Here is a 26166-nt window from a genome sequence, read left to right as displayed (position 1 = left end):
TACCGATCCGAGACCGCCCGACGAGCGGCCCTACCCGCCTGGCTCCACACCTACAATCACCACCGCCACCACACCGCACTCGGCGGCCCACCCGCCAGCCGCGTCCCCAACCTCTCTGGACAGAACACCTAGGCCCTGGGGTCTTTCGGTGACAACCTGGTGTGGGAAGCCGGCCCAGCATGACGCGCGACACGAGGGGCTGGCCAATTCCGCGCGCGGCCGAGCCCCGGAGCAGACGGGAAGGCAGGTGGCCACCGCTGCGTGTGCAGCGTCTGCCCGCGCCGCTGCGAGCTCCTGCTCGATCAGACGGCGCAGCGCGAGCGACTGTCAATCAGGGAAACACGCGCTGGGCAATCACGCAGCGACGTCGACGTAGATACGGCCGGGAGTGCCCGGAATCTCGCCGACCCGGAACGCGACCACGTCGTCGAGGCCGAGCGCGACGCTCAAGACCGCCTCGAAATCACCGTTGATGACGTAGCCGCGCAGCATCGGGTAGCCGAGCGGCATCCGCCGCGGCGTCACCGCGGTGTCGCCGCTGTCGCTATGCGCCTGAGCCGGCTCGAACCTGATCTGTACGTACCGGCGGCCCGGCATTGTCACCGTGCGGCCGGACCCGTCTTCGACGACCTTGTCGACATAGCGCACCTCGTAGCCGGGCAGGGCCCCGACGAAGTCGAACGTGATCCGGTCGTAGCCGGCGTGGGTCGCCGACCTGATGCGCAGCAGCGTCGGCACCGGCGGCACCGGCACGGACCGCCTGACGGTCACCGGGCGGGTCGTCCAACCCGCCGCCGTACCGCCGCCCGGCCGGCCGGGCGGCGATACGGCCGGGCTGGTTGGGCTCGGCCACGCGGCCGGACTGGTCGGGCTCGGCGATGCTGTCGCGGAAGCGCTGGGGCTGCCGGTCGGGGGTGCGCCGACGTCCCCGTCGTCCCCATTGCCGCACGCGCCCAGCCCGCCCGTGCCCGCAATGCAGAGCAGCGCCACCGCCGCGGGCATGGTCCACCGCTTCATCACCCTCGCCTCCGCCTCTCGTCTCGGGCTGCGGTGTCGGCCGCGATTGCCGGTAACCCGTCCCGCCCGACGGCTCGGGCACACTTCGATCGTCGGCCTTTCAAAGCGGACCGGCCAGGGGCCACTGGTGCTCCGTCCCGGGCCTTTCGCCCCGGAGACGGCGCGCCGGGTCGTCACCCTGCGAGGTCTGTACGTCCTGCTCGTGATGCAAGGGCTCGTAGATCGATCCAGCAGTAGATCGGTCTAAAATCGAGGGGCGGCAGGGTTGGCCAGAGTGACGCTCAAGGACGTCGCCGCGGCCGTCGCGCCGCCGATGTGAGGTTCGCCGGCATGACTGTGCAGATCACGGCCGGGCAGTTCCACCGGCTGACGGTGTCGAGGACTGGCGCTCCCTCTACCACGTGGTTTCGGCCCATTTCCGAACCGGCTCGCTGGCCAAGGGCACCGCGCTCGCTGGCTGACCGATCGTGCCGAGGCGTTGTGACCGACAGCGCGGGCGGCGCCGCCGGGATCCTGCTCGTCGGCGGCGCGGTGCTGCTCTTGGCGAGTGGTGTCGGCCTGCGCCTGCACCGGGTCGAGGGCGTGCCGCGCTGCCTGATCCGGCGGGTCGTTCGGCCCCACCGTGCGGGGCGGCTGCCCGTGTCCCGCCAGATCCGGTGTCCGTAACGTCGAGAGCATGGCGACCAGTGCGACGGCACCCGGGCCGGTCCGAGCTGCCGGCCTGGCCGCTGAGGAGGCGGCGGGCCGGCTGCGGCGGGTGGGGCCGAACGTCCTGCCGAGTTCCCGGCCGCCAGCAATCTGGCGACTGCTGGCCCGCCAGCTCACCCACTTCTTCGCCCTCCTGCTTTGGGCGGCGGCGGTCCTTGCCGTGATCGCCGGCATGCCCGAGCTGGGCGTAGCCATCGCTGTGGTGGTGCTGGTCAACGGCGTGTTCGCCTTCGTGCAGGAATACCGCGCCGACCGGGCCGCCGACCGGTTGCGCGACCTGATGCCGGCCGCCGCGACGGTGCGCCGTGACGGGCACCGGCTCACCGTTGCGGCGGCCGACCTGGTGCCCGACGACCTGGTGCTGTTGGAGGCGGGAGACCGGATCAGTGCCGACCTGGCCGTTGTCGAGGCGCACGCCATCGCGGTCGACGAGTCGATGCTGACCGGCGAGAGCGTGCCCCGCCGGGTGACCGTCGACGAGCGGCTGTTCGCCGGCACGTATCTGGTCGAAGGCGCGGCGAGCGCCATCGTCGTCGCCACCGGGCAGCAAACCAGGCTGGCCGGTATCGCCGAGCTGACCCGGGGCGCGACACGCCCGCCCAGCCCGCTCGCCGTCCGCCTCAATCGGGTGGTGAAGGTTGTCGCGGCCGTCGCGGTCGCCGTCGGCGCCGTCTTCCTCGGCACCGCGATGCTGCTCGGGGCCGAGCCCATCGTCGCGTTCCTGTTGGCCATCGGCGTCACCGTCGCGCTGGTGCCGGAAGGGCTGCTGCCCACGGTAACCCTGTCGCTCGCCTGGGGGGCCCGGCGGATGGCCGGCCGCAACGCGCTCGTACGGCGGTTGGACTCGGTCGAGACCCTCGGCTCGGTGACGTTCATCTGCACCGACAAGACCGGCACGCTGACCCGCAACGAGATGTCCGCGGTCGAGGTATGGACCGCGCTCGGTGCGGCGACCGTGCGCGGTGTCGGATACCAGCCTACGGGGCAGATCGACACACCTGCGGCCAACCGGGACGCGGTCGCCGACCTGGCGTACGCGGCGGTCCGGGCCTCCAGCGGTCGGCTCAGCCGCCGGGACGGACAGTGGCAGCCGCACGGCGATCCGATGGAGGTGGCCCTGCACGTGCTCGCCCTGCGAGCGGGCGTCGACGTGTCCGCCCGCGAGCGGTGGGAACCCGCCACCGCGATCTATCCGTTCGACTCCCGGCGGTTGCGCTACGCGACGGTGGTGGCCGACACGCTGTACGTGAAGGGCGCACCCGAGGCGGTACTGTCCCGCTGCCCGGCACCGCCCCCCGATGCGGCCGCAGTGGCCCGCCGCATGGCCGGGCGGGGCCTCCGGGTACTCGCCGTCGCGACCCGCCGCGGGCCTGGCCTGGGTGCGGGCCCCGAACGCGACGAACGGGAGCTGGAACTGCTCGGCCTGGTCGGGCTCGCCGACCCGCCCCGGCCGGACGTGGGGCAGGCCGTCACGGTCTGCCGGACCGCCGGCATCCGCCTCGCCATCGTGACCGGTGACCACGCCGGCACCGCCGGAGCGATAGCCGAGCAGGTGGGGCTCCTGGGACCCGACCGAATCGTGGTCGAGGGGCGCGATCTGCCCGCCGACGACGCGGCGCTGGCCGACCTGCTCGAGCACGACGGGGTGGTGGTCGCCCGGGCGAGGCCGGAGGACAAGCTGCGCATTACCCGCGCGCTGCAGGCCCGCGGGCACGTGGTGGCGATGACCGGCGACGGGGTGAACGACGCACCGGCCCTGCGCCAGGCCGACATCGGCATAGCGATGGGCGCCAGCGGCAGTGACGTCGCCCGCGAGGCTGCGGATCTGGTGCTGCTCGACGACCACTTCGCCACCATCGTCACGGCTGTCGAACTGGGCCGGGCTACGTTCACCAACATCCGACGATTTCTGACCTATCACCTCACCGACAACGTCGCGGAGCTGGCGCCGTTCCTCGCTTGGGCACTCACCGGAGGGGCGTTCCCACTGGCCATCGGAGTGTTGCAGATCCTCGCCCTGGACATCGGCACCGACATCCTGCCGGCCCTCGCGCTCGGCGCGGAGCCGCCCAACGCGCGCACGCTCGCGGGCCGGGCCCGCACGGGCCAGCTGATCGACGGCGCCGTGCTGCGCCGGGTCTTCGGCATCCTCGGGCCCGCAGAGGTGCTCGCCTCGCTCGGGGCGTTCACCGCGGTCCTGCTGGCCGGTGGCTGGCGGTGGGCCGCCTCGCCGGACGCAGGCCTGCTGGCGGCGGCGTCCGGCGCCGCCTTCACCGCCATCGTGCTCGGACAGCTCGCCAACGCGTTCGCGTGCCGCAGCGCGGTGCGGCCAGCATGGCGGATCGATCCGCGGCGAAACCCGCTGCTGCTCGGCGCGGTGGCGGTCGAGCTGGTGCTACTCGGGGTCTTCCTGACCGTTCCACCGCTGCCCGGGCTCCTCGATGGCGACCTACCGACCGCGTTGGGCTGGCTGCTGGCTGCCACGGCGGTGCCAACCGTGCTGCTGTCCGACGCGGCCGCAAAGCGGGCACGGCGGGCTGACGCCCGGCCATAGCGCGCCCCGTCGGGACGCGCCAGCGTAGATCAGCGCGAGCGCGGCAAGGGCCGCGATCACCCCGTCGCCAGCACCACCGCGAAGCGCCCGTCGGTCAGCGCCCGATCCAGGACCACTGTGCCGGTGCCCGCCGCGGACGCCAGCCAAAACGTCTGCTCGGCCGGCGCAGAGACCGCCCCGGCGGGGCCGCCGACACGTCGCAGCAGGACGCCGGAATCGCCGTACGGGTCAACCAGCTCGTCGTGCCCGGCGTCCGCAAGCCACCGGTCCACATTGTCCTCGGCGGCGATGACCACGCCGCCGGTGACCAGCCCGGCCCGCGCGAGACGGTCCGCTCGTCGAACCGGGACGTCCTGGCACCGGTCCGCGGTGACGTGCACGGCGGCGAGCGGGCGCACGTGCGTGTCGGCGTACCCGAATCCGAACTCCAAGGCCGCCCGGCCGGCCGCCGAGTCGTCCACGCCCACCACCACATGCCCGGCGAACGCCGCCTCCCGGCCACCGGCCAGCGGGCGTACGACGACGACGGGGCACGGCGCGTGCGCCGCCACGTAATGCGCGGTGCTGCCGAGCCCACGGGGCGCCGACGCAGCGGGTGGACCCACGATCAGCAGGTCGGCATCCGAGGCGGCCTCCACGAACAGGTGCCCGGGGCGACCCGGCAGGACACGCAGGGCGATACGGTCGCCGCCCAGGCGAGCGCGGGTACTGGCGACGGCAGGGCGAGGGCCGGATCGGCCAGTTCCAGCAGGCCGGTCGGGATTACCGGGCCGCGGCTGGCCAACACCGAGTCGGGCCGGCAGGCGTGGCACAGCACGAGCCGCCCGCCGGACGAGACCGCCTCGTCCGTCGCCCAGGCCAGGACGTGCCAGCCTCCGTCGCCACCGACCCCTACGACGATGGTTGGCCACACCGCCCCCACCCGCTCCCGGAAAACTCGATGACCTCGGCCGGGTCACGGCGGGGCGCCGGTGGCAGGCCATCAGGGTCGGCGCCCACACCGAGCCGCACGATCAGATACGGCTCGCCGAGGCCGGCAAGCAGGTCCCGCATCAACCGCCGCGGCCAGGCCTGCTCGATCGCGTCGCTCAGCGGGGCGGCGGACAGTCCTTCGACCACGGCGGTGAGCAGCAGCGCCGACAGCGCCTCCCCAGCGCGCAACCACGCCGCCGGCTCGTCATCGGCGCCGAACAGGATGGCGTACGTCGCGCCGCGATCGTTGCCATCACCAACCTCCAGGCCGGGCTCGGCGCCGAGCGCGTAGTCGCGTACCGGCACCCGGCGCGGAGCCTGCCGCACGGCGGTAGACGCGGGAACGCCGTCGCCGCTGCACGCCGGCCGGTTGGTCCACCGGATCAGCTCAGCGCGGTACGCCGGATCCGCGAGTTCGGTCGCCGCGGCCTGCGCGGTCGCCACCGCGAGCATCGGCATCTGATCCATCCGCACCACGTGCAGATTGGCGCCGTTCGCCTCGGCCGCAGTGCGCAGCCGGGTGAGCGCGGCGGCCGACACCGGGGTGTCACCGAAGGCGCGCCGGTCGGTGCGCCGCCGGACAATGGCCTCAGACAGCCGCAAGTCCTCCGCATCCGGGTCCTGACGACCCACGACCCGGATGCGGGCCAGCAGGTCAGGGCCGCCCGGCTCGGGAAGCCGTGCGACCTCGACCCGGAGACCGGCGGCGCCCAGCGCGACGCGCGCGTGGTGCAGCGCCGCTCCGCAGCTAATGATCAGCAGGCGGCCGTCGGGATCGGTGACGGTCAGCTGCCGTTCCCGGTCCGCTAACAGGTCGAGGGTGTCCGGGCCGACCCGCCAACGCCACGGCTGGGAGTTGAACACCGACGGTGCGCGCAGGGCCTGCCGGGCCGCGTCGGCTAGCGCCGTGACGATCTCGGCCGGCGGGGGACTCGCGGGCGTACTGGTCATCGGATCCTCCTTGCTGGTCTCAGGCCTAGGCTGTCTCGGGTTCCCTGGGTGCGGACAGGGCCGGACGTCCCGTCCGGCCGGGCCTAGCTGGCCGCAGCCTGCGGCCTGGCCGCGACTGTCGCCGGCTTTGGCGCAGAAGCCCCTACTGGGAGGGGCCGTTGGGCCGGCGTTGGACGGGACTTTGGGCCCTGGTCGGCGCAGCGTGGTCGTGGGGTAGGAATGACCGGTGATCCGGGTATTCCTGCTTGACGACCACGAGGTCGTCCGTCGTGGTCTGGCCGACCTACTGCAAAGCTCCGGTGATATCGAGGTGGTCGGCGAGTCGGGGTTGGCTCAGGAGGCCCGCCCGGCGTATCCCCGCGTTTCGCCCTGACGTGGCGATTCTCGACGCCCGGCTGCCCGACGGCAACGGCATCGACGTGTGCCGGGACGTGCGCGCCGTGGACTCGTCGATCAAGGGGCTGATCCTGACGTCGTATGAGGACGACGAGGCCCTGTTCGCCGCCGTGTCGGTCGGCGCGCTCGCGCATGTTGACCAGCCCTCCCCGGGCGGCGGCGGGGTCGGTGCCGATGCCGTCATCGGCGACCGTCAGCGTGAGCTGGCCGGCGTTGACGTGCACGCTCACTGTCACCCGGTTCGCCTGCGCGTGCCGGACGGCGTTGGACAGCGCCTCCTGCAGCACAGCGAGCAGGTCCGGGCGCACCGCATCCGGCACTGCGCTGTCGATGGGGTCGGACATCTCCAGCGCCGGCCGGAAGCCCAGCGACCCGGCGGCCGCGTCGACCGCGTCCCGGATCTCGGTGCGCAGGGCCGCGCTCATCGGCGTACGCAGCTCGAAGATTGGTACGACAACGAGTAGGGCTACACGAGCCTGCTCGTCGAGCTTACCGAGCTGGTCGCTGCCGGCGACGCATCGCGAGCGTGCCGGAGGGCCTGCCGAGACAGGCCGGTCGGCCCTGACCGGCTCACCGGCGGCGAGGTCGGATGGAAGTGACGACGAGACGACAAGGAGGTCGTGATGTCGACAATCGCACGCTTCAGGGATGGCACGTTGGTGCCGTTCGACTGGGCCAACCTGTCCCTGTTCCCGCTGCTCGCGCCGAGCATCCGGGTCGAGGACTACATGGAGGGCGACCAGTACGTCGTCCGCGCCGAGCTGCCCGGGATCGATCCGGTCAAGGACGTGCGGATCACCTTCGCCGACAGCGAGTTGCGGCTCGACGTGGTGCGCAAGGAGACCACCCGCCCCGACAAGACCCGCTCCGAGTTCCACTACGGATCGTTCTCCCGGACCATCCCACTGCCGGCGGGCGTCATGGAGAAGACCATCGCCGCCCGGTACGCGGACGGGATCCTCGAGATCACCGCGAAGGTCGGCGACATCAAGCCGGGCGCGAAGGAGATCCCGATCAAGGTCGAGAACGGGAAGAAGAGCTGATCGAGTGCCGGGGCCGGCCGTGAGCCGGCCCCGGCTCCCACCCACACCGCAGGTGCCGCCATGTTGCGAACCGTCAATCTGCTGTCCGCCCATCCGCTCCTGCAAGGGCTGCCCGACCCGTGGCTGCAACGGCTCTCGGGTCGGGCCCACCCGGTCGTCCGGCACGCTGGCCAGCGGCTGTTTCACGGGCGGCGACCGGCCGACCGCTTCTGGCTGCTGCGGTCCGGGCGCGTCGAGTTGGACATCGCCGTACCCGGTCTAGGTGACATCGTCATTGAAACCATCGAGGCGGGCACTGTCCTGGGCTGGTCGTGGCTGTTCCCGCCGTACCGAGGGGACTTCGGTGCAGTGCCAGTCGAGCAGACCTTCGCCGTCGAGCTCGACGCCACGGGCGTACGCCGCCTCACGCAGCTGTACGAGCTCCCGGCGCCATCGAACCCGCGCACATGGACAAGGAGGTCCTGTCATGAGAGCACTCGTCTTCGGCGGCCCGGGGCAGCGGTCCTGGACCGACGTTCCCGACCCCCGCATCATCGATCCCACCGACGCCATCATTCGGGTGGACACCGTCACCATCTGCGGCACCGATCTGCACATCCTGGGCGGCGACGTACCGGCGGTGCAGCCGGGCCGAATCCTTGGCCACGAGGCGGTCGGCACGGTCGTCGACGTCGGCCCGGGGGTCACCACGGTCCGGCCGGGTGACCGGGTCCTGGCGTCCTGCATCTCGGCCTGCGGCCGCTGCCGGTACTGCCGGGAGGGCAGCTACGGACAGTGCCGCGGCGGCGGAGGGTGGATCCTCGGTCACCTCGTCGACGGTGTGCAGGCCCAATACGCCCGACTGCCGTTCGCTGACCTCTCGACCTACCCGCTGCCGGAAGGCACAACCGACGAGGCCGCAGTGCTGCTGGCCGACATCCTGCCGACCTCCTACGAGGTCGGCGTGCTCAATGGCCAGGTTCGTCCGGGCGATACCGTCGTCGTGGTCGGTAGCGGCCCGATCGGACTGGCCGGCATCCTGACCGCGCGGCTGTTCTCGCCGGCGCACATCGTGGCAATCGACAAGGCCGACAGCCGGTTGCAGGCGGCCAAGCACCTCGGCGCCGACGTGATTGTCAAAGCCGACGACGACCCGCTCGAGGTGGTGCGCGCGATCACCGACGGGCTCGGCGCCGACGTGGTGATGGAGGCGGTCGGCACACCCGCGTCCTTCGAGCTGTGCACCACCCTGGTTCGCCCAGGCGGCCGGGTCGCGAACATCGGCGTGCACGGCAAGCCCGCCACCCTGCACCTGGAAGACCTGTGGATCCGCAACGTGACCATCACGACCGGGCTGGTGGACACCTACTCCACCCCGACCCTGCTGAAGATGGTGTCCGCGGGGCAGCTGGACACCGGCCAACTCATCACCCACCGGTTCCCGCTCGAGGACATCATGCAGGCGTACGACGTCTTCTCCCGGCCAGCCGACACCGGCGCGCTGAAGGTCGCGCTGTCGCGGGAGTGACCGCGCAGCTGGTCTCCTGCCGCCCCGCGCCGGGCGGCAGGAGACCACATTCACGGTGGATGCGCTGGGCGGCCAGTCCGAGTAACCCGCCCTGAACAGCCCTCGATCGCCGTCTGGCCATCGACGTGCGGGGCACTCCCATCGCCAGGCGCGGAGGCACCCGACGTGAGAACTCGGCAAATCCGCGGCGGACACGCGAAACAGCGCGTCAACCGCCCCTGACCGCTGTGCCGCGCAACGGCGTCGAGCGCGAACTGGAGCCGGTAAAGGCATCCGGATGCCCGCCCGGCGGGGCAGGATGGCAGGGCACGGAGAGGTCGTGACGATGACACGCGAGATGCCGCAGACCGACCGATCGGTGACCACCGCGCTCGCGCAGGCCGCCGCGACGGCCGGGCATGCACCGTCGGTGCACAACACTCAACTGTGGCGTTGGTGGGTCCTGCCGGACCGGCTCGAACTCTTCGCCGTCCGTGACCGTCAGCTTCCCGCCACTGACCCCGATGGCCGGCTGATGACGCTCAGTTGCGGCACAGCGCTGCATCACGCCCGGGTGGTGCTCGCCAGTGAGGGCTGGGGGATGCGGGTGGACCGGCTGCCCGATCCGGCGTACCCGGATCTGCTGGCCGGGATTGTCGCCACCGGCCGGGTTCCGGCACCGTTCGAGGCGGTGCGGCTGGTGCAGTGCATGCAGGTGCGGCACACCGCGGCGGCCGGTCAGCGACGAACCGGTACCGGACGATTCGGTGAAGGCGATGTGCAGGCGCCTGACGCCGAGGGGGCACGGCTGCAGATCCTCAGCGCCGACCAGGTGATGGAGCTGGCGGCCGCAGCCTCGAAGGCGGAGGCGGTGGCGGCCGATGACCCGTAGGTCCGTGAGGAGCTGCGGTACTGTACCAGCCGGCCCGGGCCGGCGGGCACCGGACTTCCCCCGGAGGTGCTGCCCGAGCAGGCGCCGCAGACCACCGTGCCCGGCCGGGGACTTCGGGCGGCCCGGCACGCTGCCGGCTACCCGTACCAGGTGCTGCGGTTGGGAATCGCCGACCCGGCGCACGCCGGCCCGCCGCACACCCCGCGGATGCCGGCCGAGCAGTGGTGGAAACCTCGGCGGTGCGCGCGCCGCAACCGTAGCGGTTGTGCCGTAGGCCACGGCCCTACGGGCCGATGACCTTTGGCCCTGGGATGCGCGTCCGCGTCCGGCAATCATCGGCAGCATGACCGCGACGATCCGCGACTCCATCGCGCCGCCGAGTGGCCTCACCGTGGCCGAGGTGGCCGAGCGGCGGCGCCTGCACGGACCCAACCAGCTACCCGAGCCCAAACCCCGCAGCCTGGCCTCCCGGGTGCTCGCGCAGCTACGCGACCCGCTCGTCGTGGTGCTGCTCGCCGCGATGGTGGTCACCGCGTTGCTGCGCGACATCACCGACCTGATCGTGATCGGCCTGGTCATCGTGCTCAACACCACCGTCGGCGTGGTGCAGGAGGTACGGGCCGACCGGGCGGTGGCCGCGCTGCGGCGCCTGGCCGCCCCGTACGCCCGAGTGGTCCGCGACGGCGCCGAGTCGATGGTCGCCGCCGCGGACCTGGTCCCCGACGATGTGGTGCGTCTGGAGGCCGGTGATGTGGTGCCGGCCGACCTGACGTTGATCGAGGCGGTCCGGCTGACCGTGGACGAGGCGGCGTTGACGGGCGAATCGGTGCCGGTAGCCAAGGAGGCGGGTGGCGGCGACGCCGAGACCACCGCGCTGTACGCCGGTACCGTGGCCTCGACCGGCCGGGCAGTGGGCGTGGTGACCCGCACCGGCGCGGCCAGCGCGTTGGGGCGCATAGCCGCCCTCGTCGCCGCGCAGCCGCACCGGGCCACTCCGTTGCAGCGGCGGCTGGCCGGGTTGGGCCGGGCGTTCGCCCTGGCGGCGGCCGGGCTGTCGCTGCTCGTGCTTGCCGTCGGGTTGGCCCGCGGCTTGCCGCTGGCGGACATGGTGTTGGCCGCGGTCAGCCTCACCGTGGCCGCGGTGCCCGAGTCGCTGCCCGCTGTGGTGACCGTCGCCCTGGCCCTGGGCGCCCGGCGGATGGCGCGCCGCTCGGCGATCGTGCGGCGGCTGCCCGCCGTGGAGACCCTCGGCTCGGTCACCGTGATCGCCGCCGACAAGACCGGCACGCTCACCGAGGGCGTCATGAGCGTTGACCGTTTCGTCTGCGCGGACGGCACCGAAATCACCGTGTCCGGCCACGGGTACGACCCCGAGAGCCGGACCTCGCCGCGGCCGCCGTTTCCGGCGGCAGCCGACCTGGCCCGGGCGATCCTGCTGTGCAACGACGCCCACCTGGCCCCACCGACCGAGGATCGCCCGCGCTGGGCGCCGGTCGGCGACCCGATGGAAGCGGCCCTGGTGACCGCGGCGGCCCGCTGCGGCGTCGACGTCGCCGTTCGGTCGCGGTATCCGCGCGTGGCCGAGGCGCCGTTCGACGCCACCCGACGCCGGATGACCACGCTCCACCAGGACCCCGACGGCGGTTACCTGGTGGTCTGCAAGGGCGCTCCCGAGGTGCTGCTGGCCACCGGCGGTCCGCTCGTCGACGATCCAGCCACGCGCGAGCGCGCCGCGACAGCGGCCGCGCAGTTGGCCGCCGAAGGCTACCGGGTGCTCGCCGTCGCGCAACGTCACACTGACGACCGCCCCGAGCCGGAGGCCCTCGAAACCCGGCTGCGGCTACTCGGCCTCGTCGCGCTGATGGACCCGGTGCGGGCGGAGGCGGCCAACGCTGTCGAGGCCTTTGCCGGCGCGGGCATCCGGCTGATTCTCATCACCGGGGATCACCCGTCGACCGCGGCGGCAATCGCGGCGCGCCTCGGCATGCTCAAGCCAGGCGATACGGTGGCCGTCGGCGACGACGTGGACGCGGGCCTGGTCGGTGCGACCGTGTATGCCCGCACCCGACCCGAGCAGAAACTCACCATCGTGCAGGGGCTGCAGGCCGACGGCGCGGTCGTCGCGATGACCGGCGACGGGGTCAACGACGCGCCCGCGCTGCGCCGTGCTGACATCGGTGTGGCGATGGGCCGCGGCGGCACGGAAGCGGCCCGGCAGGCCGCCGACCTCGTCCTGGCCGACGACAACCTCGCCACCGTCGCCGTCGCCGTCGCCGAGGGCCGGCGGATCTACGCCAACATCCGCCGCTTCCTCGTCTACGCCCTCTCCGGCGGCCTCGCCGAGGTACTGGTGATGCTGATCGGCCCGTTCGTGGGCCTGACAGTGCCGCTGCTGCCGGCACAAATCCTGTGGATCAACATGATCACCCACGGGCTGCCCGGCGTGGCCCTGGGCGCCGAGCCGGCCGACCCCGACGTGATGAACCGCCCGCCGCGCCGCCCCGACCAGGCCATCATCGGCGGGCTGGCGTGGCGCATCGCCGGCACCGGCGGCCTCATCGCCACGGTGTCGCTGGTTGCCGCGCTGGTGGCGGCCGCCGCAGACCGGCCGTGGCAGAGCGTCCTGTTCACCGTTCTCGGCCTCGCCCAGCTCGGCGTGGCACTCGCGCTGCGGGTACGCGGCCGCGACCGCAACTGGGCGCTCGACGCCGCCGTCGCCCTGTCACTCGCCCTGCAGTTGACCGCGCTGTGGCTCCCGCCGCTGCGCACGCTGCTCGGCACCGAGGCCCTGTCGCTCACGGACGTCGCCGCCTGCGCCGCCGCCGCTACGATCCCCGCCACCGTCACCCTGCTCACCAGACGGAGGAGAACCCGATGACCATCAAGCCAGCCGCCCCCATCGTCGTCGGCGTCGACGGCTCACCGGAATCCCTGCGAGCCCTGCACTGGGCCACCGAGGAAGCCCGCCTGCGCCGCCGCCCACTGCGGATCGTGCACGCCTTCCTCTGGCCACTGCTGCGGGTGCCGCTGGGCCCGTCGCCCTCCGGCCCGGCCACCGGCGGCTTGCAGCACGCGGCCGAACAGATCCTGTCCACCGCCGCCGACCGCGCCCGCGAAGGAGCCGCGGCCCTGGACATTTCCACCGACATGCCCGTCCGCGCACCCGCCCCGGCGCTGATCGAGGCATCCCGCGACGCCGCCCTTGTAGTGGTCGGCAACCGTGGCATCGGCGGGTTCACCGGGCTGCTCGTCGGCTCGGTGGGCGTGCAGGTCGCCGCACACGCGGCCTGCCCGGTTGTCGTCGTCCGAGACGGCGCCGCCGACCGAGGCTCCGGTGCGTTCGCGGGCCAGGTGGTGGTGGGAGTCGACGGGTCGGAGTTGTCACGCCTCGCGGTCGGGTTCGCATTCGAGCAGGCCTCCCGGCGAGGGCTCGGCGTGGTGGCCGTGCACGCCTTCCAGTGGCCGCAGCCCACCCAGCCCGGCGACATGCTGCCCCTTGTGTACGACGTCGACGAACTGCGCAGCGAAGAGACCCGGCTGCTCGCCGAGACGCTCGCCGGCTGGAGCGAGAAGTACCCCGACGTGCCGGTGCAACCCAGGGTGGTCCAGGGACACCCCGCCGCAGTCCTCGTCCGCGAGTCAGCCGGCGCGGCGCTGACCGTCGTGGGTGCCCGGGGCCGAGGCGGTTTCACCGGGCTGCTGCTCGGCTCGGTCAGCCAAGCCGTGCTGCACCACGCGCCATGCCCGGTGGCCATCGTCCGCGCCCACTGAACCCGCAAACGCCGCGGCTTGTCGGTCAGCACCTGTACTGCGTCGTCAACGCCGTCCCGCTGCCGTTGACGTACGAGCTGGCGCATCGAGGGAAGGGTCCGATTCTGGAGGAGGTCGTCATGCGGCAGGACATCGCGATGGCGGTCGCGGCGATCGCACTGCTGGTGGTGGTCGTCCTGGCCGGTCTGTGACTGGTGGCGCGGATTTGAATCAGCGATCGACCAGGGTCGATGACGGCGGTGAGCGTTAAGGCATGCGGCCAGCCGGTAGCGCTTCTCGTGCCCAGTCCGTCGCTCAGACGACCGCAGCGAGGGCGGCGTCGGCGCCAACGGGCGTAGCGCGGCGGTTCCGGTGCACCGACACGCCGCCGCGTCTGGATACGACCACGATCGGCACGAGTTCACCACCGCGTCGGTGTCGCGTCAGCCGGGTGGCGACCCCGGCGGCGACCGACCGCGGTCGCAGGCCGTGCCGCCTACGCCAGCGCATGGTGCGCCCGGTGCCGATCTGTCGACCGCGATGACGATCCGGTCGTATGCCATCGCGTCCTCCCTCGCCTGCGCGCCTCAAGCTTCACCCAGTTGTGAAACCGGCTGCAAAGCCGGAGGTCCCGACCGGGCGGGCCGATCGGGACCTGTCTCGCGGGCCGGGTCAGGCGTCCGTCTGCTCCGCCGTCGCTGGCGGGATCTCGCGGATGACCGCGACCGGGCAGTGGCTGTGGTGCAGCAGTTGCTGGCTGACCGACCCGAGGAGCAGTCCGCGGAATCCGCCCCGCCCGCGGGATCCGACGACGACCAGTTGGGCGTGTCGGCTGGCCTTGGCGAGGACGCGGCTCGGGTTGTCAGCGACGACCTCTGTGGTCACCTCGACGTCCGGATATTTCTCCCGCCAGCTGGCGAGCAGTTCGTCGAGCGTGGCCTTCTCCGCTGCGGTGATGTCTCGCTGATCGAGGTTCGGCGGGCTCCACCGCGGTGTCGGCGGGGTCCAGGCCCCGATGACGTGCAGGGGCACGCCGCGGTCGGCGGCCTGCTCGAGGGCGTACTGGAGCGCCAGCAGGGAGCACGGGGATCCGTCCACGCCCGCGAGCACGTGTGCGCCGGGCCATTGCTCATCGCCGCGGACGACGACGACCGGGCAGTGGGCGTGGGTGGAGACCGCGACGCTGGTGGAGCCGACGAGCAGGTCGGCGAAGCCGCCGTGTCCCCGGTTGCCGAGCACGACGAGGGAGGCGTGCCGGGACTGCTCCTGCAGCACGACGGCGGGCGACCCGTCGAGCAGCATGCCGGTGACGGTCAGGCCGGGGTAGGACCTGGCCGCTTCGGCGACCGCGTCGTCGATCATCGTTTCGGCGTCGTGCCGGGCGGTGGTGTCGGGCCAGGCCGCCGGTCCGGGGGAGAGCACCGCGGGGACGATCGGCCAGTCGAAGGCGTAGGTGAGCAGGAGGGGCGTGCCGGTGCGGGTGGCTTCGGCGACGGCCCATTCCACGGCGGCTGCGGCGCTGGCGGAGCCGTCGTAGCCGACGATGATGGGTCTGCTGGACATGAGAGCCTCCTTCAGGGTGGGCGCGGGATGAAGGCCGCGCGGGGTTACTCGGGTTGGCGGAGTTGCCGCAGGACGGGGTCGGGTTCGGCGCCGACGGGTGCGAGGCGCAGCTTGGCGTCGACGGCGAGGGCGCCGTCGGGTCCGACCAGCACCGGGTTGAGGTCCAGTTCGGCGACCTCGGGTACCTCTTCGGCGAGTCGCCCGAGTCGCAGGAGCAGGTTCTCGATGGCGGCGGTGTCGACCGGCGGTGCGCCCCGGTATCCGGTCAGCAGGGGCGCGGCGCGCAGCGAGCGCCACATCCGTTCCGCGTCGCGGTCGGTCATCGGCACCAGCCGGAACGTCCGGTCGCCGAGCAGGTCGGTGTGCACGCCGCCGAGGCCGGCCATCACCAGGGAGCCGAACAGCGGGTCGTGCACGACGCCGGCCACGAGTTCCACCTGTCCGCGGACCATCGGCTGGACCAGCGCCCCGCACTCCGTCCCACCTGCGGCGGTGACCGCTCGATAGGCGGCGCGCACCGCCGCGGCGTCGACCAGGTTGAGCTGGACAGCGCCCGTGTCGCTCTTGTGCACCAGGTCCGGGTCGGCCGACTTGAGCACGACCGGGTAGCCGATGCGCTGCGCCGCGAGGACCGCGTCGTCCTTGCTGCCGGCGGTGACGGAGGTGACCAGCGGGATCCCGTAGCCGGCGAGGATGGCGGCCGCGCGCTCGTACGGCTGCCAGCCGGCACCCGCGACCAGCCCCTGCGCGACGGCGGTGCGGACGGCAGCGGTGTCGACGTCGGGCAGGGCGGGTCGGGCGCCGAGCGGCTCCCGCCGCCAAGCGGCGTACCGGGTGGCGTGCCCGAGCGCCCGCACCGCCCGTTCGGGCAGGTCGAAGATCGGCGTGCGCCGCTCGCCGAAGGTCGGCTGCGCCGCCGGCAGGCCGATGACGACGGCGGCGACGGTCAGGCCGGGATGGGCGTCGACCACCGGGGTGATCGCCGCCAGGGTCGCCGGCACGTCGTTGGTGCGGGTGGCGGCGACCACCACGAGCAGGGAGTCGACCTCCCCGCTGACCGCCAGCGCTTCCACCGTCTTGGCGAATGCTGCGGGTGTGGCCGCGGCGCCCAGGTCGAGGGGGCTGTCATGGCCGGCCGCGTCAGGGGCGACGCCTGCCAGCCGCTCGCGAAGCCCCGGGCTCAACGACGGCACGCGTAGGCCGGCGGCTTCCGCGGCGTCGGCGGCGAGCACGTTGACCCCGCCGGCGTTGCCGACCACGGCCAGCCGCTCACCGGCGGGCAGCGGCTGGCCGGTGAGCATCCGGGCGGCGTCCATCAGGTCTCCGAGGTGGTCGACCCGCACCACCCCGGCCTGGGCGAAGAGCGCCTCGACCGCTACATCCGGAGCAGCGGCCGCAGCGGTGTGCGAGGCCCCGGCCCGCGCTCCGGCCGTCGACCGGCCGCTCTTGACCGCCAGCACCGGCTTGCGGCGGGCGAGGGCCCGCACCGTACGGGCGAACTTGCGCGGGTTACCGAACGACTCCAGATACAGGGCGACGGCCGTGGTGGCCGGGTCATCGAACCAGTACGCGAGGAGGTCATTACCGCTGACGTCTGCCTTGTTGCCGAGCGACACGAAAGTCGACACACCGCAACCTGCGCGCGCGGTAAGGTCGAGCAGCGCGATGCCCACCGCACCCGACTGCGACGCCACCGCCAACCCACCCCGAAACGGCGCGGCCGGCGTGAAACTGGCGTTCAACCGGACCGCGGGATCGGTGTTGACGATGCCCAGACAGTTGGGTCCGACCAGCCGGATGCCGTGCGCGCGGGCCAGCCGCACCATCTCGGCCTGGCGGGCCCGCCCTTGCGCACCCGCCTCCCCGAAGCCGGATCCGAGCACGACAGCCGCTCGCACGCCGGCGGCGCCCGCCTCGGCGACAACGCCGGCAACGGCCTCGGCCGGCACCGCGATAACCGCCAGGTCGACCGGTGCGGGTAGGTGTGCGAACGACGGGTACGCGGGCACGCCCGCGATCGCGGTGGCGTGGGGGTTCACCGCGTACAGGTCGCCGGTGAAGCCGTACTCCCGCAACGCCTGAAGAGTTTCGTGGCCGATACCGCCCGGTCGCCGGCCGGCACCGACGACGGCGATGGATGTCGGCGCCAGCAGTGGGCGCAGCGAGGCCCGCTCGGCGATGCGCTCGCGCTCGTCCACGGCCAGCTGCGCAGCCTCGTCGGCGCCGGTGGTCAGCGCCACGTCGACAACGCCGTGATCAAGTCGCGACTGCAGGCCGGAGGTCAGATCCCGGGCGACCTTCAGCATCCGGCTGTTGCCCGGCAGGACCTCGCCGACCAGCTCGTCAACGCCCTGAGCGCGGGCGGCCGCGGCCAGGTGCTCCAGCAGCAGGGTGCCGACGCCCCGTCCGCGCTGCTTCTCGTCGACGAACACCGCGAACTCTGCCCGCCGCTCAGCGGCGCTGCCGCGCTCGTAGGACGCGACGCCAACGACCGTGCCGGCCTGCTCGGCGACGAACGCCTCGTGACGCGGTAACGCCCGCCGGCACAGCCGATCGATCTCGGAGGCGATCATCGCCGGCCCGGGAGCCACGAAGAACCGCATCCGCAGACTGTCGATACCGGCCCGGCCGTACAGCGCGGTCAGTTCCGGCCGGTCAGCGGGCTGTACCGGGCGGATGCGGACGATGCCGCCATCGGCGGTCAACGCGTCGACACCCGCCAGCTCACGGGCCGCAGCAGCGGCGTCTGTGGTAACGGTGGTTGACGTGGCAGGGGTTGACGCGGCGGTCGCGGTCACGGTCGGCCTCCTGAACATCCGGTTCCGTCCACTTCAGCCAACCGCAGCCGGCCCCATACGGGTCAGGGCCGTCCGACCCCTAACCGGCCTGCAACAGGTCCCTGCGACAGCGGTCATCCGGCTCTGACCAGCCTCGCTGTCGGATTCGTACGGTGAGGTCAGGACCGAGAGGGAGGTCGTGATGAGGACATGGCAGGTGTGCGACGTGATGAGCACGGACGTCGCGACGGTGCGGGACGACACCCCGTACCGGAAGATCATTGACGTGCTCACGCAACGGCACGTCAGCGCGGTGCCCGTGGTCGACGACTTCCAGCACGTGCTCGGCGTCGTGTCTGAAGCTGACCTGCTGCACAAGGTGGAGCTCATCGGGCAGCCGCACGAGCGGCGCGTATTCGAGGGCAGCCGACGGCAGAAGGCGCGGGTCAAGGCCGACGCCGCAGTCGCCGCCGACCTGATGACCGCACCGGCGGTGACCACCCTTCCGCACACACCGTTGGTCGCCGCAGCCGAGACGATGAACAGCGAACAGGTCAAGCGCCTGCCGGTGATCGACGACCTGGGCCGGCTCGTCGGCATCGTCACCCGCAGCGACCTGCTGAAGGTGCACCTACGCCCCGACGCCGACATCCGCCACGACGTGGTGCAGGAAGTGCTGCGCCGAGTCCTCGCGGTCGAGGAGGGCGCCGTCCAGGTGACCGTGCGCGACGGCGTGGTCCGGCTGACCGGGCAGATGGACCGCAAGTCCTCGGCGGACATCGCCGGCCGCCTCGCCGCACAGGTCAGCGGCGTCGTCGAAGTGGTCAACGAGCTCGGCTACGACTTCGACGACAGCCAGCTCGCCGACCGGTGGTCCGAACGGACCACCTTCACCGGCATCGCCTGAAGGCAGCGGGCACGGAGAGGAGCATCCGGCGACGCGCCCCTCTCTGTGTGCCTTGGGCGACATGAGAGGCGATCATGAAAGCGATCTACATTGCAGGACGTGAGCCGGGCGGGTGGGCCGGGACGGTTGGCGACCCGGCCGGTCACCGAGGTGATGAGCAGCCCGGTCTTCTCCGTAGACGTCGACATTCTGCTCGGCGACGCGCTGGAGGCGATGGTCCGCACCGGACGCCGTCACCTTGTGGCGGTCGACTCGGACCGGGCGGTGCCTGGGCGTGCTCGCCGACCGGGCGGTGGCCGCGGCGTGGGCGCATGACCACAGGGCGCTGTCTCGGCTTTCCGTCGCGGCTGCGCTGGATCCGGACCCCGCCACGGTGAGCACCGAAGCGCCACGGTGAGCACCGAAGCGCGGGTGATTGACGCCGCACGGTTGATGCGGGCGGGCGGCGTCGAAGCCGTCGCGATTGTCGACGCGGACGGTAATCCGGTGGGCATCGTCACCGGAAGCGATCTAATCGCCCTGCTTGCCCGGTAAGGCGCACGTCCATACCCCTCGGCGAGCCTGAACGCCGAGGCGGGCCTGGGGGCCTTGACGGCGGCGTCGTCGCGTCGCGTTGAACTGGATCCTCCTGGAAGATCCGGCCGCCACCATCGCCGGCTTGAGGCGTCCGGTCCGCTGGCCCGTCGAACAGCCAGCGGCCGTGGAGGGAGGGGCAGCCGACGATCGGGCTGCCTCTCTCGAGCGATGGTTGCGGTTAGACCGGCAGCGCTGGCTCCGTCGTAGCACGCGGCACCGGCACGGGTACGGGTACGGGGATGACGACGACCGGGCAGCTCGCCTTGCGTACGCATTCCTCGCTCACCGAACCGAGGACGGTGTGCCGGACCCGGCTGTGACCGTGGCTGCCGAGCACGAGCAGGTCCGCGGTGCGCGCGGCACGCGTCAGCACGTCGGCGGCTCTGCCCTCCACTACCTCGGCAGCGACAGGCGGCGACGAGCCTCCACGGGCCGTGAGTGCCTGGATCTCGCGATCGAGGATCGCGCGGGCCCGATCCTCCTCGTCGGTCGGATTGCCGGCAGTCATCGGGCCGGACTCGATCCCGTCCCACCGCCAGGCGATTACCGCCTGCACCGCGCCACCGCGAGTCGCCGCTTCACCGGCCGCCCAGTCGAGGGCACGCCGCCCGCCATCGGAGCCGTCCACGCCGACGACGATCAGATAATTGCTGGTCATCTGCCTCACTCCCTCCATGTCCTTGACCTCATCGCACACCCGTCGTCGGCGTTGGAGTAGACGCGAAGGGCCCGGCGTGGCCGGGCCCTTCGACCTGTCAATCGGTGTGGTCAGGGCGCTGTTTCGGCCTCCGCCCGCAGCCAGCGCCACTCGGTGACCTGCGGCGGTCTTCCCCGTAGCGGCGGGTGTAGTCGCGGCACTCCTGCCGGGCGTCCACCATGGCCTGGCGCAGGTGCGCAGCCTTCGGGCCCAGACCGGGCACCCGGTCGATGACGTCGATCACCAGATGGAACCGGTCGAGGTCGTTGAGCATCACCATGTCGAACGGGGTGGTGGTGGTGGTGGTGCCCTCCTCCTTGTAGCCGCGCACGTGCAGTTTGCCGTGGTTGGTGCGCCGGTAGGTCAGCCGGTGGATCAGCCACGGGTAGCCGTGGTACGCGAAGATGATCGGCTTGTCTCGGGTGAAGATCGTGTCGAACTGCGCGTCGGGCAGGCCGTGGGGGTGCTCGCTGTTCGGCTGCAGCCGCATCAGGTCGACGACGTTGACCACCCGCACCTTCAGGTCGGGCAGGTGCTGACGCAGCAGGGCGGCCGCGGCCAGCGTCTCCAGCGTCGGCACGTCGCCCGCGCACGCGAGGACGACGTCGGGCTCGGCGCCGGCGTCCGTGCTGGCCCACTCCCAGATCCCCAGCCCGCGGCGGCAGTGCAGAATTGCCTCGTCCATGGACAGCCAGCTCGGAGCGGGCTGCTTGCCGGCCACCACCACGTTGATGTAGTGCCGACTGCGCAGGCAGTGGGCCATGGTGGACAGCAGGGTGTTCGCGTCCGGCGGGAGGTAGACCCGGACCACTTCCGCCTTCTTGTTCATCACGTGGTCGATGAAGCCCGGGTCCTGGTGGGAGAAGCCGTTGTGGTCCTGGCGCCACACGTGGCTGGACAACAGGTAGTTGAGCGAGGCGATCGGCCCTGCTCCGCCGTCGCTGGCGGGATCTCGCGGATGACCGCGACCAGACTGTGGCTGTGGTGCAGCAGTCGCAGGCTGGCCGACCCGAGGAGCAGTCCGCGGGTCCCAAGCCCGGATGACGTGCACGGGCCGCCGCGGTCGGCGGCCTGCTCGAAGGCGTAATGGGGCGCCAGCAGGGGGCACTTCCTGTCCCTCGCCTGAGGCCGTCGCCGCTCGGGGTGTTCGACCGGTCCCGGTCGGCCCGCACGGTCGGGACTTCAGTCTCTACGGCGATCTTCGCAAACCCCATACCGTCGGGGGTATAGGAGGGGGTCGAGATGAGACGGCTACTGGTACTGGGCGCCGGTACGGCGGGCACGATGGTGGTCAACAAGCTGCGCCGCCGCCTGGACAAGGAGGAGTGGCAGATCACTGTGGTCGACCAGAGTGACCGGCACTTCTACCAGCCTGGTTACCTGTTCGTCCCGTTCGGTGTCTACTCGGCCGAAGAGATCGTCAAGCCGCGGCAGCGGTTCATCCCGGACGGGGTGGATCTCGTGCGCGGGGAGGTCGACCGAGTCGCGCCGGGCGGCAACGAGGTCCTGCTGGCCGACGGGCGCCGGCTGCCGTACGACTACCTGGTCATCGCCACAGGTGTGGGGCCGCAGCCGGACCAGACGCCCGGCTTGCTCGACGGCGGTCAGTGGCGCAAGAGCATCTTCGACTTCTACACCTTCGACGGCGCGGTGGCCCTAGCCAAAGCGATGGAGGGCTTCGACAACGGCCGGCTGGTGGTGCACATCGTGGACATGCCGATCAAGTGCCCGGTCGCGCCGCTGGAGTTCACGTTCCTCGCCGACGCGTACTTCCGGCAGCGCGGTATGCGTGACCGGGTGGAGTTGACGTATGTCACGCCGCTGCCGGGCGCGTTCACCAAGCCGATCGCGTCGAAACGGCTCGGGTCCATGCTGGACGAGCGCAAGATCGCGGTGGAGACGGACTTCCTGGTCGAACGGGTCGACGACAAGACCCTGGTCTCCTACGACGAGCGGGAGATCCCGTTCGACCTGCTGGTCACCGTTCCGTTGAACATGGGCGCCGAGTACGTGGCCCGCTCCGGGCTGGGCAACGAGCTCAACCTGGTGCCGGTGGACAAGCACACGCTGCTGGCCAAGGCGTACCCGAATATCTTCGCCCTCGGCGACGCCAGCGACATTCCGGCGTCGAAGGCCGGGTCGGTCGCGCACTTTTCGGTGGAGGTGTTCACCGAGAACTTTCTGCGGCACGTTCGCGACGAGCCGATGACCGGGAGCTTTGACGGACACGCCAACTGCTTCGTCGAGTCCGGCGACGGCAAGGCGCTCCTGATCGACTTCAACTACGACACTGAACCGCTGCCCGGCCGCTACCCGCTGCCCGGGGTCGGTCCGTTCAGCCTGCTCAAAGAGTCCGAGGTAAACCACTGGGGCAAGCTCGCGTTCCGCTGGATGTACTGGAACCTGCTGCTTCCCGGGCGACCCATCCCGCTGCCGGCGCACATGTCCATGGCCGGCAAACACCCCGAGGAGTGACCACCATGCCTGTCACCACCATCGCCGGCCGTGACGTCCACGTCGACGAGGAAGGCTTTCTCACCGTTTACGACGAGTGGGACGAGGACCTGGCCAAGCAACTGGCCGCGCAGATCGGTATCGACCTGACCGACGCGCACTGGAAGGCCATCCGGTTCCTGCGGGACGACTACCGCACCAAGGGCGAAACGGCGACGTTGCGTCGCGTGACGGTCGTGGGCGGTATCCCGACCAAGGAACTGTTCACCCTGTTCCCCAAGAAGCCGGCCAAGAAGATGGCCTACATCGCCGGCCTGCCCAAGCCCCACGGCTGCGTGTGAGGAGACGAACAATGAACAGAGTGAACACCGCGCCGGCGATCGTGCCGAACTTTGACGACGACACCGCGACCGGGCGCAAGCTTGCCATCATCTGCTCCAAGGGCAACCTCGACATGGCGTACCCCGGACTGGTCCTCGCCAACGCCGCGCTCGGCGAAGGCGTGGAGACGCACCTGTTCTTCACCTTCTGGGGCTTCGACGTGATCACCAAGTCGCGGATGCACGACCTGAAGTTCACCCCGCTGGGCAACACCGCCACCCACCTGCCCCAGGGCCTGGGCGGCATCCCCGGCATGACCGCGATGGCCACCCACATGATGAAAAGGCAGATCGCCGACGTCGGCGTGCCCGAGGTGCCCGAGTTCCTCGAGCAGATTGTCGCCTCCGGCGGACACCTGTGGGCCTGCCGCATGTCCGCCGACATGATGCATCTGACCGAAGCCGACCTCTACGAGGAGGTCGAGGGCATCATCAGCGCCGCCGACTTCATCGAGAAGACCGAAGGAGCCCAACTGCTGTTCATCTGACCCGACTAACCGGAACAGGAGCCACATACAGCCGGCCGGGTCGGTTCACGCACGCTTCGACATGGCTACCGACCGGCCGGCGCGGGTCGCCGCTGTCCGTGTGTTGGACGGCATTCGCCACTGCGCAGAGCCTGCCGCTTCGGGCAGCCGTGCTGGACGACCACGCAGCTGCTGCCGTCGACAAGGGCCGGGGGGGACAGGTGGCGAATGTACCTCAACATTGCCACCTGTCCTCTCGTCCTGGTCAGACGGCGGCGTGTATGGTCTGCCAGGCGCCGTAGCCGCCGAGCAGGTCGGACACGTCCGCCCGACCGGCGTTGCGGAGCAGGCTCGCCGCGACGGAGGAGCGGTATCCGCCCGCGCAGTGCACGACGACCGGCCGGTCCGCCGGCACCTCGTCGAGGCGCCGCGTCAGCTCGGCCAGCGGGATGTGCAGGGAGCCCTGGACGGCACCCTGCTCGCGCTCACCGGCGTTGCGGACGTCGAGCACCACCGGCGGCTCGGCCGTCGCCAGCGCGTCGTGCAGTTCGGTGGCGGTCAGCCGGCTCGCGCGGCCCATGTCCGCGGCCATCTCGAGGAAGGCGCCTTCGGGCTCGCGGAGGTATCCGACGACGTGGTCGAAGCCGATCCGGGCGAGGCGTACGACGATCTCCTCCTCCCGGTCCTGCGGGGCGACGACGAGCACCTTGCGGTCCGGCGCGACCACGCTGCCGGCGGTCTCGGCGAACCGGCCGTCGGCCGGGATGTTGATCGCCCCGGTCAGGTGTCCGGCGGTGAACTCCTGCGGGTCGCGGACGTCGAGCACGACCGCGCCCTCGGCGCGGGCCTGGGCGAACTCGCCGTTGGTGAGCGGACGAGCCGCGGCGGTGGAGTCGAACAGTTGGCGCGCCTTGCGGTTGAGCACGGCGTCGAAGGCGAAGTAGCCCGGCGCCGCGGGCTGGCCGCCGGTGACCAGGGCGAGGAACTGCTCCTGGCTCATCGGGGCACAGGCGTAGTTGGTGCGGCGCTGCTCGCCGATGGTGGACTGCCGCTCGGTGGAGAGGTTCTTGCCGCAGGCCGAGCCGGCCCCGTGGGCGGGGAAGACCCGGACCTCGTCGGGGAGCCCCATCAGCTTGCGTTGCACGCTGTCGTAGAGCATCGCGCCCAGCTCGTCCGCGGTGACGCCAAAGGAGGCGAGCAGGTCGGGGCGGCCCACGTCGCCGATGAACAGCGCGTCGCCGGTCATCACCCCGTGCGGCACCGGGTCGTCGGCGTGCTCGTAGACCAGCACGCTGATCGACTCGGGCGTGTGGCCCGGGGTCTCCATGATCTCCAGGATGACGTCACCGAGGCTGATCCGCTCCCCGTCGGTGAGCTTGCGGCTCGGGTACTCGGTCTCGGCCCGCTGCCCGTAGCCGATCCACGCGCCGGTCGCCGCGGCCACCTCGAGGTGCCCGGCGAGGAAGTCGGCGTGGAAGTGCGTGTTGATGACGCCCTCGATGGTCAGGCCGTGGGCCTGCGCGTCGGTCAGGTACTCGTCGATGTCGCGGCGCGGGTCGACCAGCACGGCCCGGCCGGTGCTCTCGTCGGCGATCAGGTACGACGCCTGGGACAGGCAGTCCAGGTAGTACTGGGTGAACAACATGGTGCCGAACTCCTTCACAGTGATGGCCAGCGATGTAATCACGATAGCGCATACCCCGGGGGGTATGCGCCCGGGCCGAAGGTCCTGGACCCTCGGGACCTTCGCAGCGGGCCGCGGCCCGCCGGGTGGCCCTCAGGTCAGGTGCCCGGGCCGCCCACCCTTGGCCTGGAGCGCCATTCCGGCCTGGACCCAGGCCCGCATCCCACCGGCCAGGTTGTAGATCTGATGGTGGTCGCGGGCGAGCAGCGCGGCCGCCTGCCGCGAGCGCGCCCCCGACCGACATGCGGTGATCACCGGCCGGTCCGCCGGCACTTCCCCGAGCCGGCCAGCGAGCTGGCCGAGCGGGATGTGCCGGGCCCCGGGCGCGTGGCCGGCCCGCCACTCGGCCGGCTCCCGAACGTCGAGCAACAGCCCCCCATTGGCGACCAGCGCCGCAGCCTCCTCGGGCCCGATGGAGGTGTAGGGCTTTCCGAAGACCTTCTTCAGCATCCCGCTGAGGTTCACGCGTCCGCTCCCGTCACGATGGCGCGACCACTGCGGGCCCACCCGCCGGTGCCGCCGGTGACCGACCGGGCGTCGACGCCCGCGCGGGCCAGGAACTGCGCCGCGCCCAGGCTGCGGCTACCGCTGGCGCAGATGACGTAGACCGGGCGGTTGCGGGGAAGGTCCCCCACCGCTGTGGGCAGTTGTGCCAGCGGCACCGAACGGGCCCCGGGCACGTGGCCCTCGACGTACTCGAACGGCTCGCGGACGTCCACTACCGCGGCTCCCTCGGCGTGCGCGGCGGCGAAGTCCGCCAGGTTCACCTCTCGCATCTCATCCTCCCAATCAACATACCCCGGGGGGTATCCCTGTCGACCATAGCGCGCCGGGATCGGCCCCGCATCCCCACCCTCAGGCCCGGGTCGGGGTGCCGTGATCGCGGGAATAA

Annotated in this window: 23 protein-coding genes and 4 pseudogenes; 16 read left to right on the top strand and 11 right to left on the bottom strand. The window is 71.7% G+C overall.

The window, feature by feature from the left end; translation table 11 throughout:
* Positions 1–132, top strand: a pseudogene (locus FHG89_RS04035) (IS481 family transposase); the annotation flags it as partial.
* A gap of 222 nt (positions 133–354) precedes the next feature.
* On the opposite strand, the gene FHG89_RS04030 reads toward FHG89_RS04035, so the two are convergent.
* Positions 355–738 (bottom strand): AMIN-like domain-containing (lipo)protein, encoded by a 384-nt coding sequence (locus FHG89_RS04030; RefSeq protein ID WP_139582879.1) that lies wholly within the window; start codon positions 736–738, stop codon positions 355–357.
* Between the two features lie 759 nt (positions 739–1497).
* On the opposite strand from FHG89_RS04030, the gene FHG89_RS04025 reads away from it, so the two are divergent.
* Both FHG89_RS04025 and FHG89_RS04020 read left to right on the top strand, forming a co-directional pair.
* Complete coding sequence (locus FHG89_RS04025) at positions 1498–1683, top strand: hypothetical protein (protein WP_139582877.1); 186 nt, start codon at positions 1498–1500, stop codon at positions 1681–1683.
* 10 nt (positions 1684–1693) lie between these two features.
* Positions 1694–4279, top strand: a complete 2586-nt coding sequence (locus tag FHG89_RS04020) for a cation-translocating P-type ATPase (RefSeq protein ID WP_139582875.1) — start codon at positions 1694–1696, stop codon at positions 4277–4279.
* Between the two features lie 56 nt (positions 4280–4335).
* Here the strand turns inward: FHG89_RS04020 and FHG89_RS04015 are convergent, their stop codons facing one another.
* Positions 4336–5262, bottom strand: a complete 927-nt coding sequence (locus FHG89_RS04015; protein ID WP_139582886.1) for a universal stress protein — start codon at positions 5260–5262, stop codon at positions 4336–4338.
* Positions 5171–6202 (bottom strand): Acg family FMN-binding oxidoreductase, encoded by a 1032-nt coding sequence (locus FHG89_RS04010; protein ID WP_139582874.1) that lies wholly within the window; start codon positions 6200–6202, stop codon positions 5171–5173. The genes FHG89_RS04015 and FHG89_RS04010 overlap by 92 nt, the downstream gene beginning before the upstream one ends.
* Positions 6203–6428: 226 nt before the next feature.
* Between FHG89_RS04010 and FHG89_RS33530 the strand changes: the two are divergent.
* Positions 6429–6735: pseudogene (locus tag FHG89_RS33530) on the top strand (response regulator); the annotation flags it as partial.
* Here FHG89_RS33530 and FHG89_RS33525 read toward each other — a convergent pair.
* Positions 6703–7044, bottom strand: a pseudogene (locus FHG89_RS33525) (sensor histidine kinase); the annotation flags it as partial. The pseudogenes FHG89_RS33530 and FHG89_RS33525 overlap by 33 nt on opposite strands.
* A 177-nt stretch (positions 7045–7221) precedes the next feature.
* Here FHG89_RS33525 and FHG89_RS04000 point away from each other — a divergent pair.
* The 6 genes from FHG89_RS04000 (at position 7222) to FHG89_RS03975 (ending at position 13981) form a co-directional block, all read left to right on the top strand.
* The gene (locus FHG89_RS04000; protein ID WP_139582870.1) at positions 7222–7641 is read left to right on the top strand and encodes an Hsp20/alpha crystallin family protein; all 420 of its coding nucleotides are present in this window, start codon (positions 7222–7224) and stop codon (positions 7639–7641) included.
* A 466-nt stretch (positions 7642–8107) separates the two neighbouring features.
* Positions 8108–9148, top strand: a complete 1041-nt coding sequence (locus FHG89_RS03995) for a zinc-dependent alcohol dehydrogenase family protein (protein ID WP_139582868.1) — start codon at positions 8108–8110, stop codon at positions 9146–9148.
* A gap of 319 nt (positions 9149–9467) precedes the next feature.
* A complete protein-coding gene (locus tag FHG89_RS03990) occupies positions 9468–10019 on the top strand; it encodes a hypothetical protein (RefSeq protein WP_425280150.1) in 552 nt (183 codons plus the stop codon).
* Between the two features lie 343 nt (positions 10020–10362).
* Entirely contained in the window at positions 10363–12897 is a 2535-nt protein-coding gene (locus FHG89_RS03985) for a cation-translocating P-type ATPase (protein WP_139582867.1), read from the top strand.
* The gene (locus FHG89_RS03980; RefSeq protein ID WP_139582866.1) at positions 12894–13790 is read left to right on the top strand and encodes a universal stress protein; all 897 of its coding nucleotides are present in this window, start codon (positions 12894–12896) and stop codon (positions 13788–13790) included. The genes FHG89_RS03985 and FHG89_RS03980 overlap by 4 nt, the downstream gene beginning before the upstream one ends.
* Positions 13760–13981 (top strand): hypothetical protein, encoded by a 222-nt coding sequence (locus tag FHG89_RS03975; protein ID WP_139582864.1) that lies wholly within the window; start codon positions 13760–13762, stop codon positions 13979–13981. Before FHG89_RS03980 ends, FHG89_RS03975 begins: the two co-directional genes overlap by 31 nt.
* 460 nt (positions 13982–14441) lie before the next feature.
* Here the strand turns inward: FHG89_RS03975 and FHG89_RS03970 are convergent, their stop codons facing one another.
* On the bottom strand, positions 14442–15332 hold the full coding sequence (locus FHG89_RS03970; RefSeq protein WP_139582863.1) for a universal stress protein: 891 nt from the start codon (positions 15330–15332) through the stop codon (positions 14442–14444).
* A gap of 44 nt (positions 15333–15376) precedes the next feature.
* Positions 15377–18130, bottom strand: coding sequence for a bifunctional acetate--CoA ligase family protein/GNAT family N-acetyltransferase (locus FHG89_RS03965; protein WP_244295143.1), 2754 nt, complete (start codon positions 18128–18130; stop codon positions 15377–15379).
* A gap of 181 nt (positions 18131–18311) precedes the next feature.
* Between FHG89_RS03965 and FHG89_RS03960 the strand changes: the two genes are divergently transcribed.
* The 3 genes from FHG89_RS03960 to FHG89_RS03950 all read left to right on the top strand — a co-directional run bounded on the left by FHG89_RS03960 (position 18312) and on the right by FHG89_RS03950 (position 19550).
* Positions 18312–19016 carry a CBS domain-containing protein gene (locus FHG89_RS03960; RefSeq protein WP_139582860.1) on the top strand — a complete coding sequence of 235 codons (705 nt, stop codon included), beginning with the start codon at positions 18312–18314 and terminating at the stop codon, positions 19014–19016.
* A 99-nt stretch (positions 19017–19115) separates the two neighbouring features.
* Positions 19116–19331: a CBS domain-containing protein gene (locus tag FHG89_RS03955; protein ID WP_139582858.1), complete on the top strand. Its 216-nt coding sequence runs from the start codon at positions 19116–19118 to the stop codon at positions 19329–19331.
* A gap of 78 nt (positions 19332–19409) precedes the next feature.
* Complete coding sequence (locus tag FHG89_RS03950; protein WP_139582857.1) at positions 19410–19550, top strand: CBS domain-containing protein; 141 nt, start codon at positions 19410–19412, stop codon at positions 19548–19550.
* A gap of 220 nt (positions 19551–19770) precedes the next feature.
* Here FHG89_RS03950 and FHG89_RS03945 read toward each other — a convergent pair whose 3' ends face one another.
* Positions 19771–20250, bottom strand: a complete 480-nt coding sequence (locus tag FHG89_RS03945) for a universal stress protein (protein ID WP_139582856.1) — start codon at positions 20248–20250, stop codon at positions 19771–19773.
* 110 nt (positions 20251–20360) lie between these two features.
* Positions 20361–21214 (bottom strand): annotated as a pseudogene (locus FHG89_RS03940) (phosphoketolase family protein); the annotation flags it as partial.
* Between the two features lie 317 nt (positions 21215–21531).
* Between FHG89_RS03940 and sqr the strand changes: the two are divergent.
* Genes sqr through FHG89_RS03925 form a run of 3 tightly spaced genes read left to right on the top strand, consistent with a single transcriptional unit; the run spans position 21532 to position 23611 of the window.
* On the top strand, positions 21532–22764 hold the full coding sequence (gene sqr, locus FHG89_RS03935; RefSeq protein WP_139582854.1) for a type III sulfide quinone reductase, selenoprotein subtype: 1233 nt from the start codon (positions 21532–21534) through the stop codon (positions 22762–22764).
* Between the two features lie 5 nt (positions 22765–22769).
* Complete coding sequence (locus tag FHG89_RS03930) at positions 22770–23084, top strand: TusE/DsrC/DsvC family sulfur relay protein (RefSeq protein WP_139582852.1); 315 nt, start codon at positions 22770–22772, stop codon at positions 23082–23084.
* 11 nt (positions 23085–23095) lie between these two features.
* Positions 23096–23611, top strand: a complete 516-nt coding sequence (locus FHG89_RS03925) for a DsrE/DsrF/DrsH-like family protein (RefSeq protein ID WP_139582850.1) — start codon at positions 23096–23098, stop codon at positions 23609–23611.
* Positions 23612–23855: 244 nt separating this feature from the next.
* Here the strand turns inward: FHG89_RS03925 and FHG89_RS03920 are convergent, their stop codons facing one another.
* From FHG89_RS03920 to FHG89_RS03910, 3 genes are all read right to left on the bottom strand, one after another.
* Positions 23856–25235, bottom strand: a complete 1380-nt coding sequence (locus FHG89_RS03920; protein WP_139582885.1) for an MBL fold metallo-hydrolase — start codon at positions 25233–25235, stop codon at positions 23856–23858.
* Between the two features lie 132 nt (positions 25236–25367).
* Positions 25368–25724 carry a rhodanese-like domain-containing protein gene (locus tag FHG89_RS03915; RefSeq protein ID WP_139582883.1) on the bottom strand — a complete coding sequence of 119 codons (357 nt, stop codon included), beginning with the start codon at positions 25722–25724 and terminating at the stop codon, positions 25368–25370.
* An 11-nt stretch (positions 25725–25735) separates the two neighbouring features.
* Positions 25736–26050 (bottom strand): rhodanese-like domain-containing protein, encoded by a 315-nt coding sequence (locus FHG89_RS03910; protein ID WP_139582848.1) that lies wholly within the window; start codon positions 26048–26050, stop codon positions 25736–25738.
* Between the last annotated feature and the right edge of the window lie 116 nt (positions 26051–26166).

It is taken from the genome of Micromonospora orduensis (assembly GCF_006228125.1).
In the GTDB taxonomy this organism is placed as follows: Bacteria; Actinomycetota; Actinomycetes; order Mycobacteriales; family Micromonosporaceae; genus Micromonospora; species Micromonospora orduensis.
This window is presented reverse-complemented; position numbering and strand designations above follow the sequence as displayed.